General features: G+C 35.3%; 23 protein-coding genes. All 23 read left to right on the top strand.

All coding sequences use genetic code 11. The annotated features are described in order from the left end of the window. The first annotated feature begins 37 nt into the window (after nucleotides 1–37). The 23 genes from fusA to rplO all read left to right on the top strand — a co-directional run bounded on the left by fusA (nucleotide 38) and on the right by rplO (nucleotide 12,991). A complete protein-coding gene (gene fusA / locus JWYL7_RS00285; protein WP_066067323.1) occupies nucleotides 38–2,107 on the top strand; it encodes an elongation factor G in 2,070 nt (689 codons plus the stop codon). 68 nt (nucleotides 2,108–2,175) lie between these two features. Beyond that, complete coding sequence (gene tuf, locus JWYL7_RS00290; protein ID WP_066067286.1) at nucleotides 2,176–3,369, top strand: elongation factor Tu; 1,194 nt, start codon at nucleotides 2,176–2,178, stop codon at nucleotides 3,367–3,369. A 349-nt stretch (nucleotides 3,370–3,718) separates the two neighbouring features. Continuing rightward, nucleotides 3,719–4,030 carry a 30S ribosomal protein S10 gene (gene rpsJ, locus JWYL7_RS00295; protein ID WP_066067326.1) on the top strand — a complete coding sequence of 104 codons (312 nt, stop codon included), beginning with the start codon at nucleotides 3,719–3,721 and terminating at the stop codon, nucleotides 4,028–4,030. Between the two features lie 94 nt (nucleotides 4,031–4,124). Continuing rightward, on the top strand, nucleotides 4,125–4,754 hold the full coding sequence (gene rplC, locus JWYL7_RS00300; RefSeq protein WP_066067329.1) for a 50S ribosomal protein L3: 630 nt from the start codon (nucleotides 4,125–4,127) through the stop codon (nucleotides 4,752–4,754). A gap of 32 nt (nucleotides 4,755–4,786) precedes the next feature. After that, entirely contained in the window at nucleotides 4,787–5,410 is a 624-nt protein-coding gene (gene rplD, locus JWYL7_RS00305; RefSeq protein ID WP_066067332.1) for a 50S ribosomal protein L4, read from the top strand. Beyond that, nucleotides 5,410–5,700: a 50S ribosomal protein L23 gene (gene rplW, locus JWYL7_RS00310; RefSeq protein WP_066067335.1), complete on the top strand. Its 291-nt coding sequence runs from the start codon at nucleotides 5,410–5,412 to the stop codon at nucleotides 5,698–5,700. The genes rplD and rplW overlap by 1 nt, the downstream gene beginning before the upstream one ends. A 34-nt stretch (nucleotides 5,701–5,734) precedes the next feature. Further along, nucleotides 5,735–6,565, top strand: a complete 831-nt coding sequence (gene rplB / locus JWYL7_RS00315) for a 50S ribosomal protein L2 (protein WP_066067338.1) — start codon at nucleotides 5,735–5,737, stop codon at nucleotides 6,563–6,565. A gap of 34 nt (nucleotides 6,566–6,599) precedes the next feature. After that, nucleotides 6,600–6,881 (top strand): 30S ribosomal protein S19, encoded by a 282-nt coding sequence (rpsS, locus tag JWYL7_RS00320; protein WP_066067340.1) that lies wholly within the window; start codon nucleotides 6,600–6,602, stop codon nucleotides 6,879–6,881. Nucleotides 6,882–6,906: 25 nt separating this feature from the next. Further along, the gene (rplV, locus tag JWYL7_RS00325) at nucleotides 6,907–7,239 is read left to right on the top strand and encodes a 50S ribosomal protein L22 (RefSeq protein ID WP_066067343.1); all 333 of its coding nucleotides are present in this window, start codon (nucleotides 6,907–6,909) and stop codon (nucleotides 7,237–7,239) included. A gap of 11 nt (nucleotides 7,240–7,250) precedes the next feature. After that, nucleotides 7,251–7,991 (top strand): 30S ribosomal protein S3, encoded by a 741-nt coding sequence (gene rpsC / locus JWYL7_RS00330; protein WP_066067346.1) that lies wholly within the window; start codon nucleotides 7,251–7,253, stop codon nucleotides 7,989–7,991. Between the two features lie 29 nt (nucleotides 7,992–8,020). Continuing rightward, nucleotides 8,021–8,464: a 50S ribosomal protein L16 gene (rplP, locus tag JWYL7_RS00335; protein WP_066067348.1), complete on the top strand. Its 444-nt coding sequence runs from the start codon at nucleotides 8,021–8,023 to the stop codon at nucleotides 8,462–8,464. Then, a complete protein-coding gene (gene rpmC / locus JWYL7_RS00340; RefSeq protein ID WP_066067351.1) occupies nucleotides 8,454–8,657 on the top strand; it encodes a 50S ribosomal protein L29 in 204 nt (67 codons plus the stop codon). Before rplP ends, rpmC begins: the two co-directional genes overlap by 11 nt. A 20-nt stretch (nucleotides 8,658–8,677) precedes the next feature. Beyond that, a complete protein-coding gene (gene rpsQ / locus JWYL7_RS00345; RefSeq protein ID WP_066067354.1) occupies nucleotides 8,678–8,935 on the top strand; it encodes a 30S ribosomal protein S17 in 258 nt (85 codons plus the stop codon). Between the two features lie 20 nt (nucleotides 8,936–8,955). Next, nucleotides 8,956–9,324 (top strand): 50S ribosomal protein L14, encoded by a 369-nt coding sequence (gene rplN / locus JWYL7_RS00350; protein WP_066067356.1) that lies wholly within the window; start codon nucleotides 8,956–8,958, stop codon nucleotides 9,322–9,324. 17 nt (nucleotides 9,325–9,341) lie between these two features. Continuing rightward, entirely contained in the window at nucleotides 9,342–9,650 is a 309-nt protein-coding gene (gene rplX, locus JWYL7_RS00355) for a 50S ribosomal protein L24 (RefSeq protein ID WP_066067359.1), read from the top strand. Nucleotides 9,651–9,680: 30 nt separating this feature from the next. Next, nucleotides 9,681–10,223, top strand: coding sequence for a 50S ribosomal protein L5 (gene rplE, locus JWYL7_RS00360; RefSeq protein WP_066067362.1), 543 nt, complete (start codon nucleotides 9,681–9,683; stop codon nucleotides 10,221–10,223). A 16-nt stretch (nucleotides 10,224–10,239) separates the two neighbouring features. Next, nucleotides 10,240–10,425: a type Z 30S ribosomal protein S14 gene (locus JWYL7_RS00365; protein ID WP_066067365.1), complete on the top strand. Its 186-nt coding sequence runs from the start codon at nucleotides 10,240–10,242 to the stop codon at nucleotides 10,423–10,425. 25 nt (nucleotides 10,426–10,450) lie between these two features. After that, on the top strand, nucleotides 10,451–10,849 hold the full coding sequence (gene rpsH, locus JWYL7_RS00370) for a 30S ribosomal protein S8 (RefSeq protein WP_066067374.1): 399 nt from the start codon (nucleotides 10,451–10,453) through the stop codon (nucleotides 10,847–10,849). Between the two features lie 30 nt (nucleotides 10,850–10,879). Continuing rightward, on the top strand, nucleotides 10,880–11,422 hold the full coding sequence (gene rplF / locus JWYL7_RS00375; protein WP_066067377.1) for a 50S ribosomal protein L6: 543 nt from the start codon (nucleotides 10,880–10,882) through the stop codon (nucleotides 11,420–11,422). Nucleotides 11,423–11,438: 16 nt separating this feature from the next. Further along, the gene (gene rplR, locus JWYL7_RS00380; RefSeq protein ID WP_072280140.1) at nucleotides 11,439–11,807 is read left to right on the top strand and encodes a 50S ribosomal protein L18; all 369 of its coding nucleotides are present in this window, start codon (nucleotides 11,439–11,441) and stop codon (nucleotides 11,805–11,807) included. Between the two features lie 17 nt (nucleotides 11,808–11,824). Next, a complete protein-coding gene (gene rpsE / locus JWYL7_RS00385) occupies nucleotides 11,825–12,331 on the top strand; it encodes a 30S ribosomal protein S5 (protein WP_066067383.1) in 507 nt (168 codons plus the stop codon). A gap of 12 nt (nucleotides 12,332–12,343) precedes the next feature. Further along, on the top strand, nucleotides 12,344–12,523 hold the full coding sequence (gene rpmD / locus JWYL7_RS00390; protein ID WP_066067386.1) for a 50S ribosomal protein L30: 180 nt from the start codon (nucleotides 12,344–12,346) through the stop codon (nucleotides 12,521–12,523). A 24-nt stretch (nucleotides 12,524–12,547) separates the two neighbouring features. Further along, nucleotides 12,548–12,991 (top strand): 50S ribosomal protein L15, encoded by a 444-nt coding sequence (rplO, locus tag JWYL7_RS00395; RefSeq protein WP_066067389.1) that lies wholly within the window; start codon nucleotides 12,548–12,550, stop codon nucleotides 12,989–12,991. The last annotated feature ends 1 nt before the right edge of the window (nucleotide 12,992 follow it).

Consider the following 12,992-nt stretch of genomic DNA (forward strand, 5'->3'; position numbering starts at 1 on the left):
AGAAACTGATGTTTAACATCAGAAAGGAGAGATTGTATTGCCAAGAAAATTTCCTTTAGAAAAAACTAGAAACATAGGAATAATGGCTCATATAGATGCAGGTAAGACTACTACTACTGAAAGAATTCTTTTCTATACAGGAGTTAACCACAAAATAGGAGAAACACACGAAGGTGGAGCTACTATGGACTGGATGGAGCAGGAGAAGGAAAGAGGTATAACTATAACTTCTGCTGCTACAACTTGTCAGTGGAATGGTCACAGAATAAACATCATAGATACTCCTGGACACGTAGACTTTACAGTAGAAGTTGAAAGATCTTTACGTGTACTTGATGGAGCTGTTGCAGTTTTCTGTGCAAAAGGTGGAGTTGAGCCTCAATCAGAAAATGTATGGAGACAAGCAGATAAATATAGAGTTCCTAGAATAGCTTTTGTAAACAAAATGGATATCCTAGGAGCAGACTTCTTTAATGTTGTTCAAATGATGAAAGATAGATTAGGATCTAATGCTGTTCCTGTTCAGCTTCCTATAGGAAAGGAAGAGACATTTGTAGGAATAATAGATCTTATAGAAATGAATGCTAGAATATATAAAGATGATTTAGGAAAAGATATAGAAGTTACTGAAATACCTTCTGATATGCTTGAGATAGCTCAAGAGTGGAGAGAAAAATTAGTTGAAGCTGCGGCTGAAGCTGATGAAGAATTAATGATGAAATATCTAGATGGAGAAGAATTAACAAAAGAAGAGATAAAAGCAGCTATAAGAAAAGCAGTTATAGCTTGCGAAATGAACCCTGTGTTCTGCGGAAGTGCTTACAAAAACAAAGGTGTTCAGCTTCTTTTAGATGCTGTTGTTGATTACATGCCAGCTCCGATAGATATTCCTTCTATAAAAGGTGTACTACCAAATGGAGAAGAATCTGAAAGACACTCAAGTGATGAAGAGCCATTCTCAGCTTTAGCATTCAAAATAATGGCAGACCCATTCGTAGGTAAGTTAGCGTTCTTTAGAGTTTACTCAGGAATCTTAAACTCTGGTTCTTACGTTCTAAATGCTACTAAGAACAAAAAAGAAAGAATCGGACGTATACTACAAATGCATGCTAATGCTAGAGAAGAAATAACAGAAGTTTACGCAGGAGATATAGCGGCAGCTGTAGGATTAAAAGATACTACAACTGGAGATACTCTATGCGATCCTGCAAATCCTATAATACTTGAGTCAATGGAATTCCCAGAGCCAGTTATATCTGTTGCTATAGAGCCAAAATCTAAGGCAGCTCAAGAAAAGATGGGTATAGCTCTTCAAAGACTTGCTGAAGAAGACCCAACTTTCAGAGTTCGTACAGATGAAGAAACAGGACAAACTATTATATCTGGTATGGGTGAGCTTCACCTTGAAATAATAGTTGACAGACTATTAAGAGAGTTCAAAGTAGAAGCTAATGTTGGAGCACCTCAAGTTGCTTATAGAGAGACAATTACTAAACCAGTTGACGTTGAGTACAAATATGCTAAACAATCAGGTGGTAGAGGACAATACGGTCACGTTAAGATCAGAGTTATACCTCAAGAACCTGGTGCTGGATATGAATTTGTTAACCAAATCGTAGGTGGTGCTATACCTAAAGAGTACATTGGACCTGTTGATGCGGGAATCCAAGGTGCTATGGAAGCTGGGGTTGTAGCAGGATATCCAGTTGTTGACGTTAGAGTTGAGCTATACGATGGATCTTACCATGAAGTTGACTCTTCAGAAATGGCGTTCAAGGTTGCAGCATCTATGGCGTTTAAAGAAGCTATGAGAAAAGCAGAACCTTGCTTACTAGAGCCATACTTCAAAGTTGAAGTAGTTACTCCTGAAGATTACATGGGAGATGTAATGGGAGATCTTAACTCAAGACGTGGTAGAATAGAAGGAATGGAAGCTAGAATGGGAGCTCAAGTTATAAAAGCTGTAGTTCCTCTAGCAGAAATGTTCGGATACTCTACTACACTAAGATCTATGTCTCAAGGACGTGCAACATATACAATGATATTTGACCACTACGAGCAAGTACCAGCTGGAGTTGCTAAGAAAATAATCGAAAAAGAAAAATAATTCTATATGATAGGGCGATTGCCCTATCATACATAAAATGATCACTATAAAATTAAGGAGGGTTTAAAATGGCAAAAGCTAAATTTGAAAGAACTAAGCCACACGTTAACATTGGAACAATAGGACACGTTGACCACGGTAAAACAACATTAACAGCAGCTATAACAAAGACATTACATGCAAGATATGGACTTGGAGAAGCAGTAGATTTTGAAAACATAGATAAAGCTCCAGAAGAAAGAGAAAGAGGAATTACAATATCAACAGCACACGTTGAGTACGAAACACCAAACAGACACTATGCACACGTTGACTGCCCAGGACATGCTGACTACGTTAAAAACATGATCACAGGAGCAGCACAAATGGATGGAGCGATACTTGTTTGTTCGGCAGTAGATGGACCAATGCCACAAACAAGAGAGCACATACTATTATCAAGACAAGTTGGTGTTCCATACATCGTAGTATTCTTAAACAAATGTGATATGGTAGATGACGAAGAGTTATTAGAACTTGTTGAAATGGAAATAAGAGACTTATTAAATCAATATGAGTTCCCAGGAGATGACACTCCAATAGTAAGAGGATCAGCTTTACAAGCGCTTAACGATCCAATGGGACCATGGGGAGACAAAATAGTAGAATTATTCGAGCAAATAGATGCATACATTCCAGAGCCAGAAAGAGATATAGACAAAACATTCCTAATGCCAGTAGAAGACGTATTCTCAATCACAGGAAGAGGAACAGTTGCAACTGGTAGAGTAGAAAGAGGAATCTTAAAAGTACAAGACGAAGTAGAAATAGTAGGACTTACAGATGAGCCAAGAAAAGTAGTAGTAACAGGAGTAGAAATGTTCAGAAAGTTATTAGATCAAGCGCAAGCTGGAGATAACATAGGAGCATTATTAAGAGGAGTTCAAAGAGACGAAATCGAAAGAGGACAAGTTCTTGCAAAACCAGGAACAATCAAACCTCACACTAAATTCAAAGCAGAGGTATACGTATTAAAGAAAGAAGAGGGAGGAAGACATACTCCATTCTTCGATGGATATAGACCACAATTCTACTTTAGAACAACAGACGTAACAGGAGCTATCAAACTTCCAGATGGAGTAGAGATGGTAATGCCTGGAGATAACATAACAATGACAGTAGAATTAATTACTCCAATAGCTATAGAAGAAGGATTAAGATTCGCTATCCGTGAGGGTGGAAGAACAGTAGGAGCAGGAGTAGTTGCTAGCATAATAGAATAGTAAAAAAGAAGGGGTTATCCCTTCTTTTTTTATGACATATATGAAATTATGTATTTTAGTAAGTTTTTGTTTTAATTCATAAAAAAATACGACAAAAAAATCAAAAATAACTTGCAATATAAAAACATTTAATATAAAATATAATAGTGTGTTTGCACAGTGCGATGATATAAAAGGTTGCTGGTATACCAGGTAATTTTTATTGAGTATGTTCGTATCTTAGAATCGGGCGACATGATACCAAGACTATGTTTCAAACTTAAAAAACAAAATACAACACACCCGGAGCAGTTTATCGGTATCGGTCGTACGTAAATTAGTATAGCGTGCGATGAAGGAGGGAAATAAAATGGCTAGTAATGAAAAAATAAGAATAAGATTAAAATCATATGATCACAAAATATTAGATCAATCTGCTGAAAAAATAGTTGAAACTGCTAAAAAAACTGGAGCTAAAGTTTCGGGTCCAATACCACTACCAACAGAAAAACAAGTGGTTACTATATTAAGAGCAGTTCACAAGTACAAAGATTCAAGAGAGCAGTTTGAAATAAGAACTCACAAAAGACTTATAGATATATCTAGTCCAACAGCTAAAACAGTTGATTCTCTAATGAGACTTGACTTACCTGCTGGTGTTGACATAGAAATAAAATTATAATATCAATAAGTACCTAAGATATGGATATATAAACCTTATCTTAGAATGATTGCCTTGATGCAATCCGCTGTAAGATTATAGGAGGTGTAAGAAGATGAAAGGAATTTTAGGGAAAAAAATAGGAATGACTCAAATATTCGATGAAGAGGGAAGAGTTATACCTGTTACTGTTATAGAAGCAGGTCCAGTGGTTGTAACTCAAGTTAAAACTGAAGAAGTTGATGGTTACAATGCTATAAAAGTTGGTTTTGAAGATGCTAAACCAAAAAGCTTAAACAAACCAGAAAAAGGACAATTCGAAAAGGCTGATTTACCTTACAAAAAATTCTTAAGAGAATTTAGAGTTGAAAATCCTCAAGAATATACAGTAGGTCAAGAAATAAAGGCAGATATATTTGCTGCTGGAGACAAAGTAGATGTTACGGGAACTTCTAAAGGTAAAGGATTCCAAGGACCTATCAAAAGACATGGTAAGAGCAGAGGACCTATGAGCCACGGTTCAAGATACCACAGAGGACCAGGATCTTTAGGAGCAGGAACTAGCCCAGGAAGAGTGTTCAAAGGTAAAAAATTAGCTGGACACATGGGAGTTGAAAGAGTAACTATTCAAAACTTAGAAGTAGTTAGAGTAGATGCTGAAAAGAACATCATATTAGTTAAAGGTGCTATACCAGGACCTAAAAAATCATTAGTAATGATAAAAGAAACGGTTAAAAATAAATAATTAATATTTAAGGTAGGAAAGGAGGATACAATATGCCAAAAGTAGCGGTATACAATATAAATGGTGAAGCGATTGATGAAATAGTATTATCTGAAAACGTGTTTGGCGCTGAAATAAACGAACATGTTTTATACGAGGTAGTAAAAAATCAATTAGCTAATAAAAGACAAGGTACTCAATCTGCTAAAACAAGAGCAGAAGTAAGAGGTGGAGGAAGAAAACCTTGGAGACAAAAAGGAACAGGAAGAGCTAGACATGGTAGTATAAGATCTCCACAATGGATAGGTGGAGGAGTTGTATTTGCTCCAAAACCAAGAGATTACAGATATACTTTACCTAAAAAAGTAAGACAACTAGCTATGAGAAGTGCTTTAAGTGCTAAAGTTAAAAATGGACAATTAATAGTTTTAGATTCATTAACTATGGAAGCTCCTAAAACTAAAGAGTTCGTTAAAATACTAAACAACCTTAAAGTTGATAAAAAAGCTTTAGTTGTTTTAGCTGAGAAAGATGAAAATGTTATAAAATCAGCAAACAACATTCAAGGAGTACAAACTGCTTTAACAAACACTATAAATGTATACGACATATTAAAACACGATATGTTCATAATAACTAAAGATGCTGTTAAAAAAGTGGAGGAGGTGTACGCATAATGACTAATCCACACGATATAATAATAAAGCCTGTTGTAACTGAGCAAAGTATGGCAGATATGGCTGAGAAAAAATACACTTTCATAGTTAGTAAAAAGGCTAATAAAACTGAAATAAGAAAAGCTGTGGAAACTATATTCGGTGTAAAAGTAGAAAAAGTTAATACTTTAAATTACAGCGGTAAAGTTAAGAGAATGGGTAAACACGAAGGAAGAACAGCAAGCTACAAAAAAGCTGTAGTTAAGTTAACAGCTGATAGCAAAGAAATAGAGTTCTTTCAAGGAGCTTAATTAATAAACGCATATAAAAAGGAGGGAAAACAGGATGGCAATTAAGAAGTTTAAACCGATTACTCCTAGTTTAAGACACATGACGGTTTTAGTTTCTGATGAAATAACAGCACATGAGCCAGAGAAATCATTACTTGTTACATTAAAGAAAAATGCTGGTAGAAATGCTCAAGGGAAAATAACTGTTCGCCACAGAGGTGGTGGAGCTAAGAGAAAATATAGATTAATAGACTTTAAGAGAGATAAAGATGGTATACCTGCTAAGGTTGCTACTATCGAGTATGATCCAAATAGATCAGCTAACATAGCGCTACTTCACTATGTAGATGGAGAAAAAAGATATATACTAGCTCCTAATGGATTAAAAGTAGGAAGCATGGTAGTATCAGGAGAAGAAGCGGATATAAAAGTAGGAAATGCTTTAAAATTAAAAGATATTCCTGTTGGTACATTAGTTCACAACATAGAAATGAAACCAGGAAAAGGTGGTCAATTAGTTAGATCAGCTGGAGCAGCTGCTCAATTAATGGCTAAAGAAGGAAAAAATGCTTTATTAAGATTACCATCAGGAGAAATGAGATATATAAACGCAAATTGTAAAGCTACAATAGGACAAGTTGGTAACTTAGAACATGAAAATGTTACTATAGGTAAAGCAGGAAGAAAGAGACATATGGGTATAAGACCTACAGTTAGAGGATCTGTTATGAACCCTAACGACCATCCACACGGAGGAGGAGAAGGTAGAGCTCCTATAGGAAGACCAACACCAGTTACTCCTTGGGGTAAACCAACTCTTGGACATAAGACTCGTAAGAAAAATAAAGCTTCTGATAAGATGATAGTTTCAAGAAGAAAGAAATAGATAACATCTAAAAACCTGGAAAGGAGGAATACAAATGGGAAGATCAACTAAGAAAGGACCTTTTATTCACGCTGGGCTTTTAAAGAAAATAGAGCAAATGAACGAAGCAAATGAAAAGAAAGTTATAAAAACTTGGTCAAGAGCGTCAACTATATTCCCTCAAATGGTAGGACACACAATAGCAGTTCATGATGGAAGAAAGCATGTTCCGGTTTATATAACAGAGGATATGGTAGGGCATAAATTAGGAGAATTTGTTCCTACAAGAACATTCAAAGGACATAAAGGCGACGAAAAAACTACAAAAAGAAAATAGTAGCTTAGGGAAGGAGGTAACCAACGTGGAAGCTAGAGCAATTGCTAAATACGTACGTGTAACACCAAGAAAAGCAGGACAAATAGCTGATCTTGTAAGAGGAAAAAATGTAAATGAGGCGTTAGCTATATTAAAATATACTCCAAGAGCAGCTGCGCCAATAGTTGCTAAAGTTATAAAATCTGCTATGGCTAATGCAGAAAACAATAAAAACATGGATCCAGATAAATTATATATTGCAGAGATATATGCTAACCAAGGACCTACAATGAAAAGATTTATGCCAAGAGCGATGGGTCGTGCTACTGCGATAAGAAAAAGAACGAGCCATATAGGAGTAGTATTAAAAGAAAGATAGGAGGGAAATAAATGGGACAAAAGGTTAATCCACACGGTCTGAGAGTTGGAATAATTAAAGATTGGGATTCTAGATGGTTTGCAAACAAAAAAGAATTCGCAAGCTTATTATTAGAGGACCACAGAGTTCGTAAGAGTTTAAAAGAAAAGCTATACACTGCTGGAGTATCTAAAATTGAAATAGAGAGAACGGCAAATAAAGTTAAAGTTAATCTATTCGTTGCTAAACCTGGAATGGTAATAGGAAAAGGTGGAGCTGGAATAGAAACACTAAAAAATGAATTAGAAAATATGACTAAGAAAAATGTAGTTGTAAATATAAATGAAGTTAAGAGCCCGGAAAAAGATGCTCAGTTAGTAGCAGAAAATATAGCATTAGCTATTGAAAGAAGGGTAGCTTTCAGAAGAGCTATGAAACAAGCTATTCAAAGAGCTATGAAAGCTGGAGCAAAAGGAATTAAAGTTGCAACTTCGGGTAGACTTGGTGGAGCGGAAATGGCTAGAACTGAAGGATACAGCGAAGGAAACGTGCCACTTCAAACATTAAGAGCAGATATAGACTATGGATTTGCTGAAGCAAACACTACTTACGGAAAAATCGGAGTAAAGGTTTGGATTTACCATGGAGAAGTACTTCCAACAAGAAATGAAAAAACTCCAAGAGTAGAAGAGCCAAAGAGAAGAGAAAGAAGAGACAATAAAAGAAGAGAAAATAGAAACTTTAAACCAAGAAGAGAAAAAAGAGAAGAGTAATACAGAGTTAAGGAAGGAGGAAGATACTCATGTTAATGCCTAAAAGAGTAAAACGTCGTAGAGTTCATAGAGGTAGAATGACAGGTCAGGCTCATAAAGGAAATAAAGTTACTTATGGAGAGTTCGGACTTGTTGCTTTAGAGCCAGCTTGGATAACTTCTAACCAAATAGAAGCTGCCAGAATTGCTATGACAAGATATATAAAAAGAGGGGGTAAGGTTTGGATAAAAATATTCCCTCACAAGCCTGTAACTAGAAAGCCAGCTGAAACACGTATGGGTGCTGGTAAAGGTTCACCAGAATACTGGGTAGCAGTAGTTAAGCCAGGAAGAGTAATGTTTGAACTTGCTGGTGTATCAGAAGAAAAAGCTAGAGAAGCTATGAGACTAGCTATGCATAAACTCCCTGTTAAATGTAAATTTGTAAAACGTGAAGAAATTGAAACAAAGGGTGGTGAAGCTGATGAAAGCTAAAGAATTAAGAGATATGACAAGTCAAGAATTAGGGCAAAAGCTAAATGAGCTAAAAGCTGAGCTATTCAACTTAAGATTCCAATTAGCTACAGGACAGCTTGAAAATACAGCTAGAGTAAAAGCTGTAAAGAAAAGTATAGCTAGAGTAAAAACCATCCTAAGAGAAAGAGAATTAAAGGAAGCTAGAGCTTAATACAGAAGGGAGGCTTTTAAATGGAAAGAGCAAGAAGAAAAGTAAGAATCGGTCGTGTAGTTAGTGACAAAATGGACAAAACTATAGTAGTTGCTGTAGAAGACTTTATTCGTCATCCTCTTTACTCAAAAGCAGTAAAAAGAACTAAAAAATATAAAGCTCACGACGAAAACAATGTGTGTAAAATAGGCGATAAAGTTAAAATAATGGAAACAAGACCTTTATCTAAAGATAAAAACTGGAGATTAGTTGAAATCATAGAGAAAGCTGATAAGTAAAAACGAAGGGAGGTATTACCATGATACAACAAGAAACACGTTTAAAAGTTGCGGATAACTCAGGAGCTAAGGAATTATTATGTATACGTGTTTTAGGAGGAAGTAAGAGAAAAGCTGGTAATATAGGTGACATTATAGTTGCTAGCGTTAAAAGTGCAACACCTGGTGGAGTTGTTAAAAAAGGTAAAGTTGTAAAAGCTGTAATAGTTAGATCAAAACAAGGTTTAAGACGTAAAGACGGAAGTTATATTCAGTTCGATGAAAATGCTGCAGTTATAATAAAAGATGACAAAACTCCTGTAGGAACTCGTATTTTCGGACCTGTTGCAAGAGAATTAAGAGAAAAAGACTTTATGAAAATAGTTTCACTTGCGCCAGAGGTATTATAATTAAGGAGGTGTACGAAATGCACGTTAAAAAAGGTGACACTGTTGTAGTTATAACGGGAAAAGACAAAGGAAAAAAAGGCAAAGTTTTAAAAGCAATGCCTAAAGAGCAAAGAGTAATAGTTGAAGGCGTGAACATGATAACAAAGCATCAAAAACCAAACGCAAAATCTCCTCAAGGAGGAATAATCAACAAAGAAGCGCCAATTCATGTTTCGAACGTTATGCTATTTGATCCAAAAGCAGGAAAAGGTGTAAGAGTAGGATACAAATTATTAGCTGATGGAACAAAAGTAAGAATATCTAAAAAGACCGGAGAAGAAATATAACGCAATGCAATATCGAAAGGAGGGACCAAAATGGCTTCAAGATTAGCTGAAAAATACAAAAAAGAAGTTGTGCCAGCTTTAATGCAAAAGTTTGGATATAAAAATATAATGCAAGTACCTAGATTAGAAAAAATAGTAATAAACATGGGACTTGGAGATGCTAAGGATAATCCAAAAGGATTAGAGCAAGCAGTTGAAGAGTTAACAATAATAAGTGGTCAAAAACCTGTAGTTACTAGAGCTAAAAAATCAGTAGCAAACTTCAAATTAAGAGAAGGTATGCCTGTTGGAGCTAAAGTAACTTTAAGAGGAGAAAAAATGTATCACTTTGCTGATAAATTAATGAATATATCTTTACCAAGGGTTAGAGACTTTGCAGGTGTAAAATCTAATTCTTTCGATGGAAGAGGAAATTATTCTTTAGGAATAAAAGAACAATTAATATTCCCTGAAATAGAGTACGATAAAGTTGATAAGATTCGTGGTATGGACATAATATTTGTAACTACTGCGAAAACTGATGAAGAAGCTCGTGAATTATTAAAGTTATTAGGAATGCCATTTAGTAAGTAAATAAGGAGGGACTCCAGTGGCTAGAAAAGCGATGATTGTTAAACAACAAAGAAAGCAAAAGTACAAAACTAGAGAATATACAAGATGTACTATATGTGGAAGACCGCATGCTGTTTTAAGAAAGTTCGGTATTTGCCGTATATGCTTTAGAGAATTAGCTTACAAAGGTCAAATACCTGGTGTTAAAAAAGCAAGTTGGTAGGATAAACGGAAGGAGGGTTTAAGCGATGACAATGACAGATCCAATTGCAGATATGCTAACTCGTATAAGAAATGCTAACATGGTTAAACATGAAACAGTTGACATACCTGCTTCAAATATAAAGAAGGAAATAGCTAGAATTCTTTTAGAAGAAGGATTCATAAAAGGATACGATGTTATAGAAGATGGAAAGCAAGGAATAATAAGAATTCAACTAAAGTACGGAAAAAATGGAGAAAGAGTAATAAGCGGTATAAAAAGAATATCAAAACCAGGAATGAGAGTTTATGCTGCTAAAGACGAAATACCAAGAGTTTTAAATGGATTAGGAATATCAATAATATCTACTTCAAAAGGTATATTAACTGACAAACAAGCGAGAAAAGAAAACACTGGTGGAGAAGTTATCTGCTACGTTTGGTAATAAATCACGCAAATGTAAGGAGGTGTAGGAATGTCAAGAATAGGTGTTAAACCAATTGAAATAGCTCAAGGTGTAGAGGTTAAAGTAGATTCAAACAATACGGTAACAGTAAAAGGACCTAAAGGAGAACTTACAAAACAATTTTCATCTGATATGAAAATAAGCGTTGAGGGAAATGTTGTAACAGTTGAAAGACCAACTAACAACAAAAAACATAAATCATTACACGGATTAACAAGAACTTTAATAGCTAACATGGTAGAAGGTGTTACTAAAGGATACGAGAAGAAACTAGAGCTTGTTGGTGTAGGTTATAGAGCACAAAAACAAGGAAAGAAACTAGTTATGAGTTTAGGATTCTCACATCCTGTTGAAATGGAAGATCCAGAAGGAATAACTGTAGAAGTTCCAAGTCAAACTGAGATTATAGTTAAAGGTATAGACAAACAATTAGTTGGTAACTATGCTGCTAAAATAAGAGCTTGGAGAGAGCCAGAGCCATACAAAGGTAAAGGTATTAAATATGCTGGTGAGGTTATAAGACGTAAGGAAGGTAAAACAGGTAAGAAATAGAAAGGAGTGAATCGAATTGTTCAAAAAGGTTAGCAAAAACGAAACTAGGCTAAAAAGACACAAAAGAGTTCGTAGAAAAGTTTTCGGAACACCTGAAAGACCTAGATTAAATGTGTTTAGAAGTAACAGCAACATCTATGCACAAATAATAGATGATGTAAATAGAACTACATTAGTTGCTGCATCTAGCCTAGAAAAAGAAGTAAAAGAGCAAGTAAAATCTACAGGAAACAAAGAAGCTGCTAGACTTGTAGGAAAACTTGTTGCTAAGAAAGCTTTAGAAAAAGGAATAGATAAAGTTGTATTTGACCGTGGTGGATACTTATATCATGGAAGAGTAAAAGAACTAGCTGAAGGTGCTAGAGAAGGCGGACTGAACTTTTAATAGAAGGAGGGAAATAAATGCTTCGTAAGCCTATAGATGCAAGACAACTTGATCTAAAAGAAAAAGTTGTTGAGATAAGACGTGTTACTAAAGTTGTTAAAGGTGGTAGAACATTCAGATTCTCAGCTTTAGTAGTTGTTGGAGATGAAAACGGACATGTTGGAATTGGTACTGGTAAGGCGATGGAAGTACCAGATGCAATTAAAAAAGCTATTGAAGATGCTAAGAAAAACCTTATACATGTACCAATAGTTGGTACTACAATTCCTCATCAAGTACAAGGACATTTTGGTGCGGGTAATGTTTTAATAATGCCAGCAAAAGAAGGTACAGGAGTTATCGCAGGAGGTCCTGTTCGTGCAGTTCTTGAATTAGCTGGATTAAAAGACGTTAGAGCAAAATCTATCGGAACAAACAATTCAAGAAACATGGTTAATGCTACTATAGAAGGTCTTAAAACTTTAAAAACTGCTGAAGAAATAGCTAAACTTAGAGGTAAAAAGGTAGAAGATCTTCTAGGTTAGGAGGGAAATGTAATGGCTACTTTAAAAATAAAGCTAAAAAGAAGCGTAATAGGAACTAACCCTAAACAAAGAAAAACTATACAAGCTCTTGGTTTAAGAAAAAGAGAGCAAGTAGTTGAGAAACCAGACAATCCTCAAATCAGAGGAATGATAGAAAAAGTAAGTCACTTAGTAGAAGTAATAGAAGGTTAATTTTCAAGATAAGGAGGTGTACTCATGAAGTTACATGAATTAAGACCTGCCGAAGGTGCTGTTAAAGAAAGAAAAAGATTAGGAAGAGGTACTGCAACTGGTCAAGGAAAAACTGCTGGACGTGGACAAAAAGGACAAGGAGCTCGTTCTGGTGGAGGAGTAAGACCAGGATTTGAAGGAGGACAAATGCCTCTATACAGAAGACTTCCTAAGAGAGGATTTAACAATCCATTCAAGAAAGTTTATTCACTAGTGAACATTGAAAAGTTAAATATATTCGAAGATGGTGCTGATGTAACTCCAGAAATCTTAAAAGAAAAAGGAATAATAAGAAAAATTGAGAAAGACGGAGTTAAGATATTAGGAGAAGGTAACTTAGAGAGAAAATTAAACATAAAAGCTCATAAGTTTACTAAATCAGCTACTGAAAAAATAGAGGCTGCTGGAGGAAAGGCAGAGGTGATCTAAG

This window comes from Alkalithermobacter thermoalcaliphilus JW-YL-7 = DSM 7308, assembly GCA_001584565.1.
Taxonomy (GTDB): Bacteria; Bacillota; Clostridia; order Peptostreptococcales; family Peptostreptococcaceae; genus Alkalithermobacter; species Alkalithermobacter thermoalcaliphilus.

Coding starts and splice junctions, on each gene's coding strand:
- rplC (WP_066067329.1), top strand. CDS start 4,125: ATGAAAGGAATTTTAGGGAAAAAAATAGGAATGACTCAAATATTCGAT.
- rpsC (WP_066067346.1), top strand. CDS start 7,251: ATGGGACAAAAGGTTAATCCACACGGTCTGAGAGTTGGAATAATTAAA.
- rplE (WP_066067362.1), top strand. CDS start 9,681: ATGGCTTCAAGATTAGCTGAAAAATACAAAAAAGAAGTTGTGCCAGCT.
- rplP (WP_066067348.1), top strand. CDS start 8,021: ATGTTAATGCCTAAAAGAGTAAAACGTCGTAGAGTTCATAGAGGTAGA.
- rpsS (WP_066067340.1), top strand. CDS start 6,600: ATGGGAAGATCAACTAAGAAAGGACCTTTTATTCACGCTGGGCTTTTA.
- rplD (WP_066067332.1), top strand. CDS start 4,787: ATGCCAAAAGTAGCGGTATACAATATAAATGGTGAAGCGATTGATGAA.
- rplF (WP_066067377.1), top strand. CDS start 10,880: ATGTCAAGAATAGGTGTTAAACCAATTGAAATAGCTCAAGGTGTAGAG.
- rpsQ (WP_066067354.1), top strand. CDS start 8,678: ATGGAAAGAGCAAGAAGAAAAGTAAGAATCGGTCGTGTAGTTAGTGAC.
- rplW (WP_066067335.1), top strand. CDS start 5,410: ATGACTAATCCACACGATATAATAATAAAGCCTGTTGTAACTGAGCAA.
- rpsH (WP_066067374.1), top strand. CDS start 10,451: ATGACAATGACAGATCCAATTGCAGATATGCTAACTCGTATAAGAAAT.
- rpmD (WP_066067386.1), top strand. CDS start 12,344: ATGGCTACTTTAAAAATAAAGCTAAAAAGAAGCGTAATAGGAACTAAC.
- rpsE (WP_066067383.1), top strand. CDS start 11,825: ATGCTTCGTAAGCCTATAGATGCAAGACAACTTGATCTAAAAGAAAAA.
- tuf (WP_066067286.1), top strand. CDS start 2,176: ATGGCAAAAGCTAAATTTGAAAGAACTAAGCCACACGTTAACATTGGA.
- rpmC (WP_066067351.1), top strand. CDS start 8,454: ATGAAAGCTAAAGAATTAAGAGATATGACAAGTCAAGAATTAGGGCAA.
- rplO (WP_066067389.1), top strand. CDS start 12,548: ATGAAGTTACATGAATTAAGACCTGCCGAAGGTGCTGTTAAAGAAAGA.
- rpsJ (WP_066067326.1), top strand. CDS start 3,719: ATGGCTAGTAATGAAAAAATAAGAATAAGATTAAAATCATATGATCAC.
- rplB (WP_066067338.1), top strand. CDS start 5,735: ATGGCAATTAAGAAGTTTAAACCGATTACTCCTAGTTTAAGACACATG.
- rplN (WP_066067356.1), top strand. CDS start 8,956: ATGATACAACAAGAAACACGTTTAAAAGTTGCGGATAACTCAGGAGCT.
- rplX (WP_066067359.1), top strand. CDS start 9,342: ATGCACGTTAAAAAAGGTGACACTGTTGTAGTTATAACGGGAAAAGAC.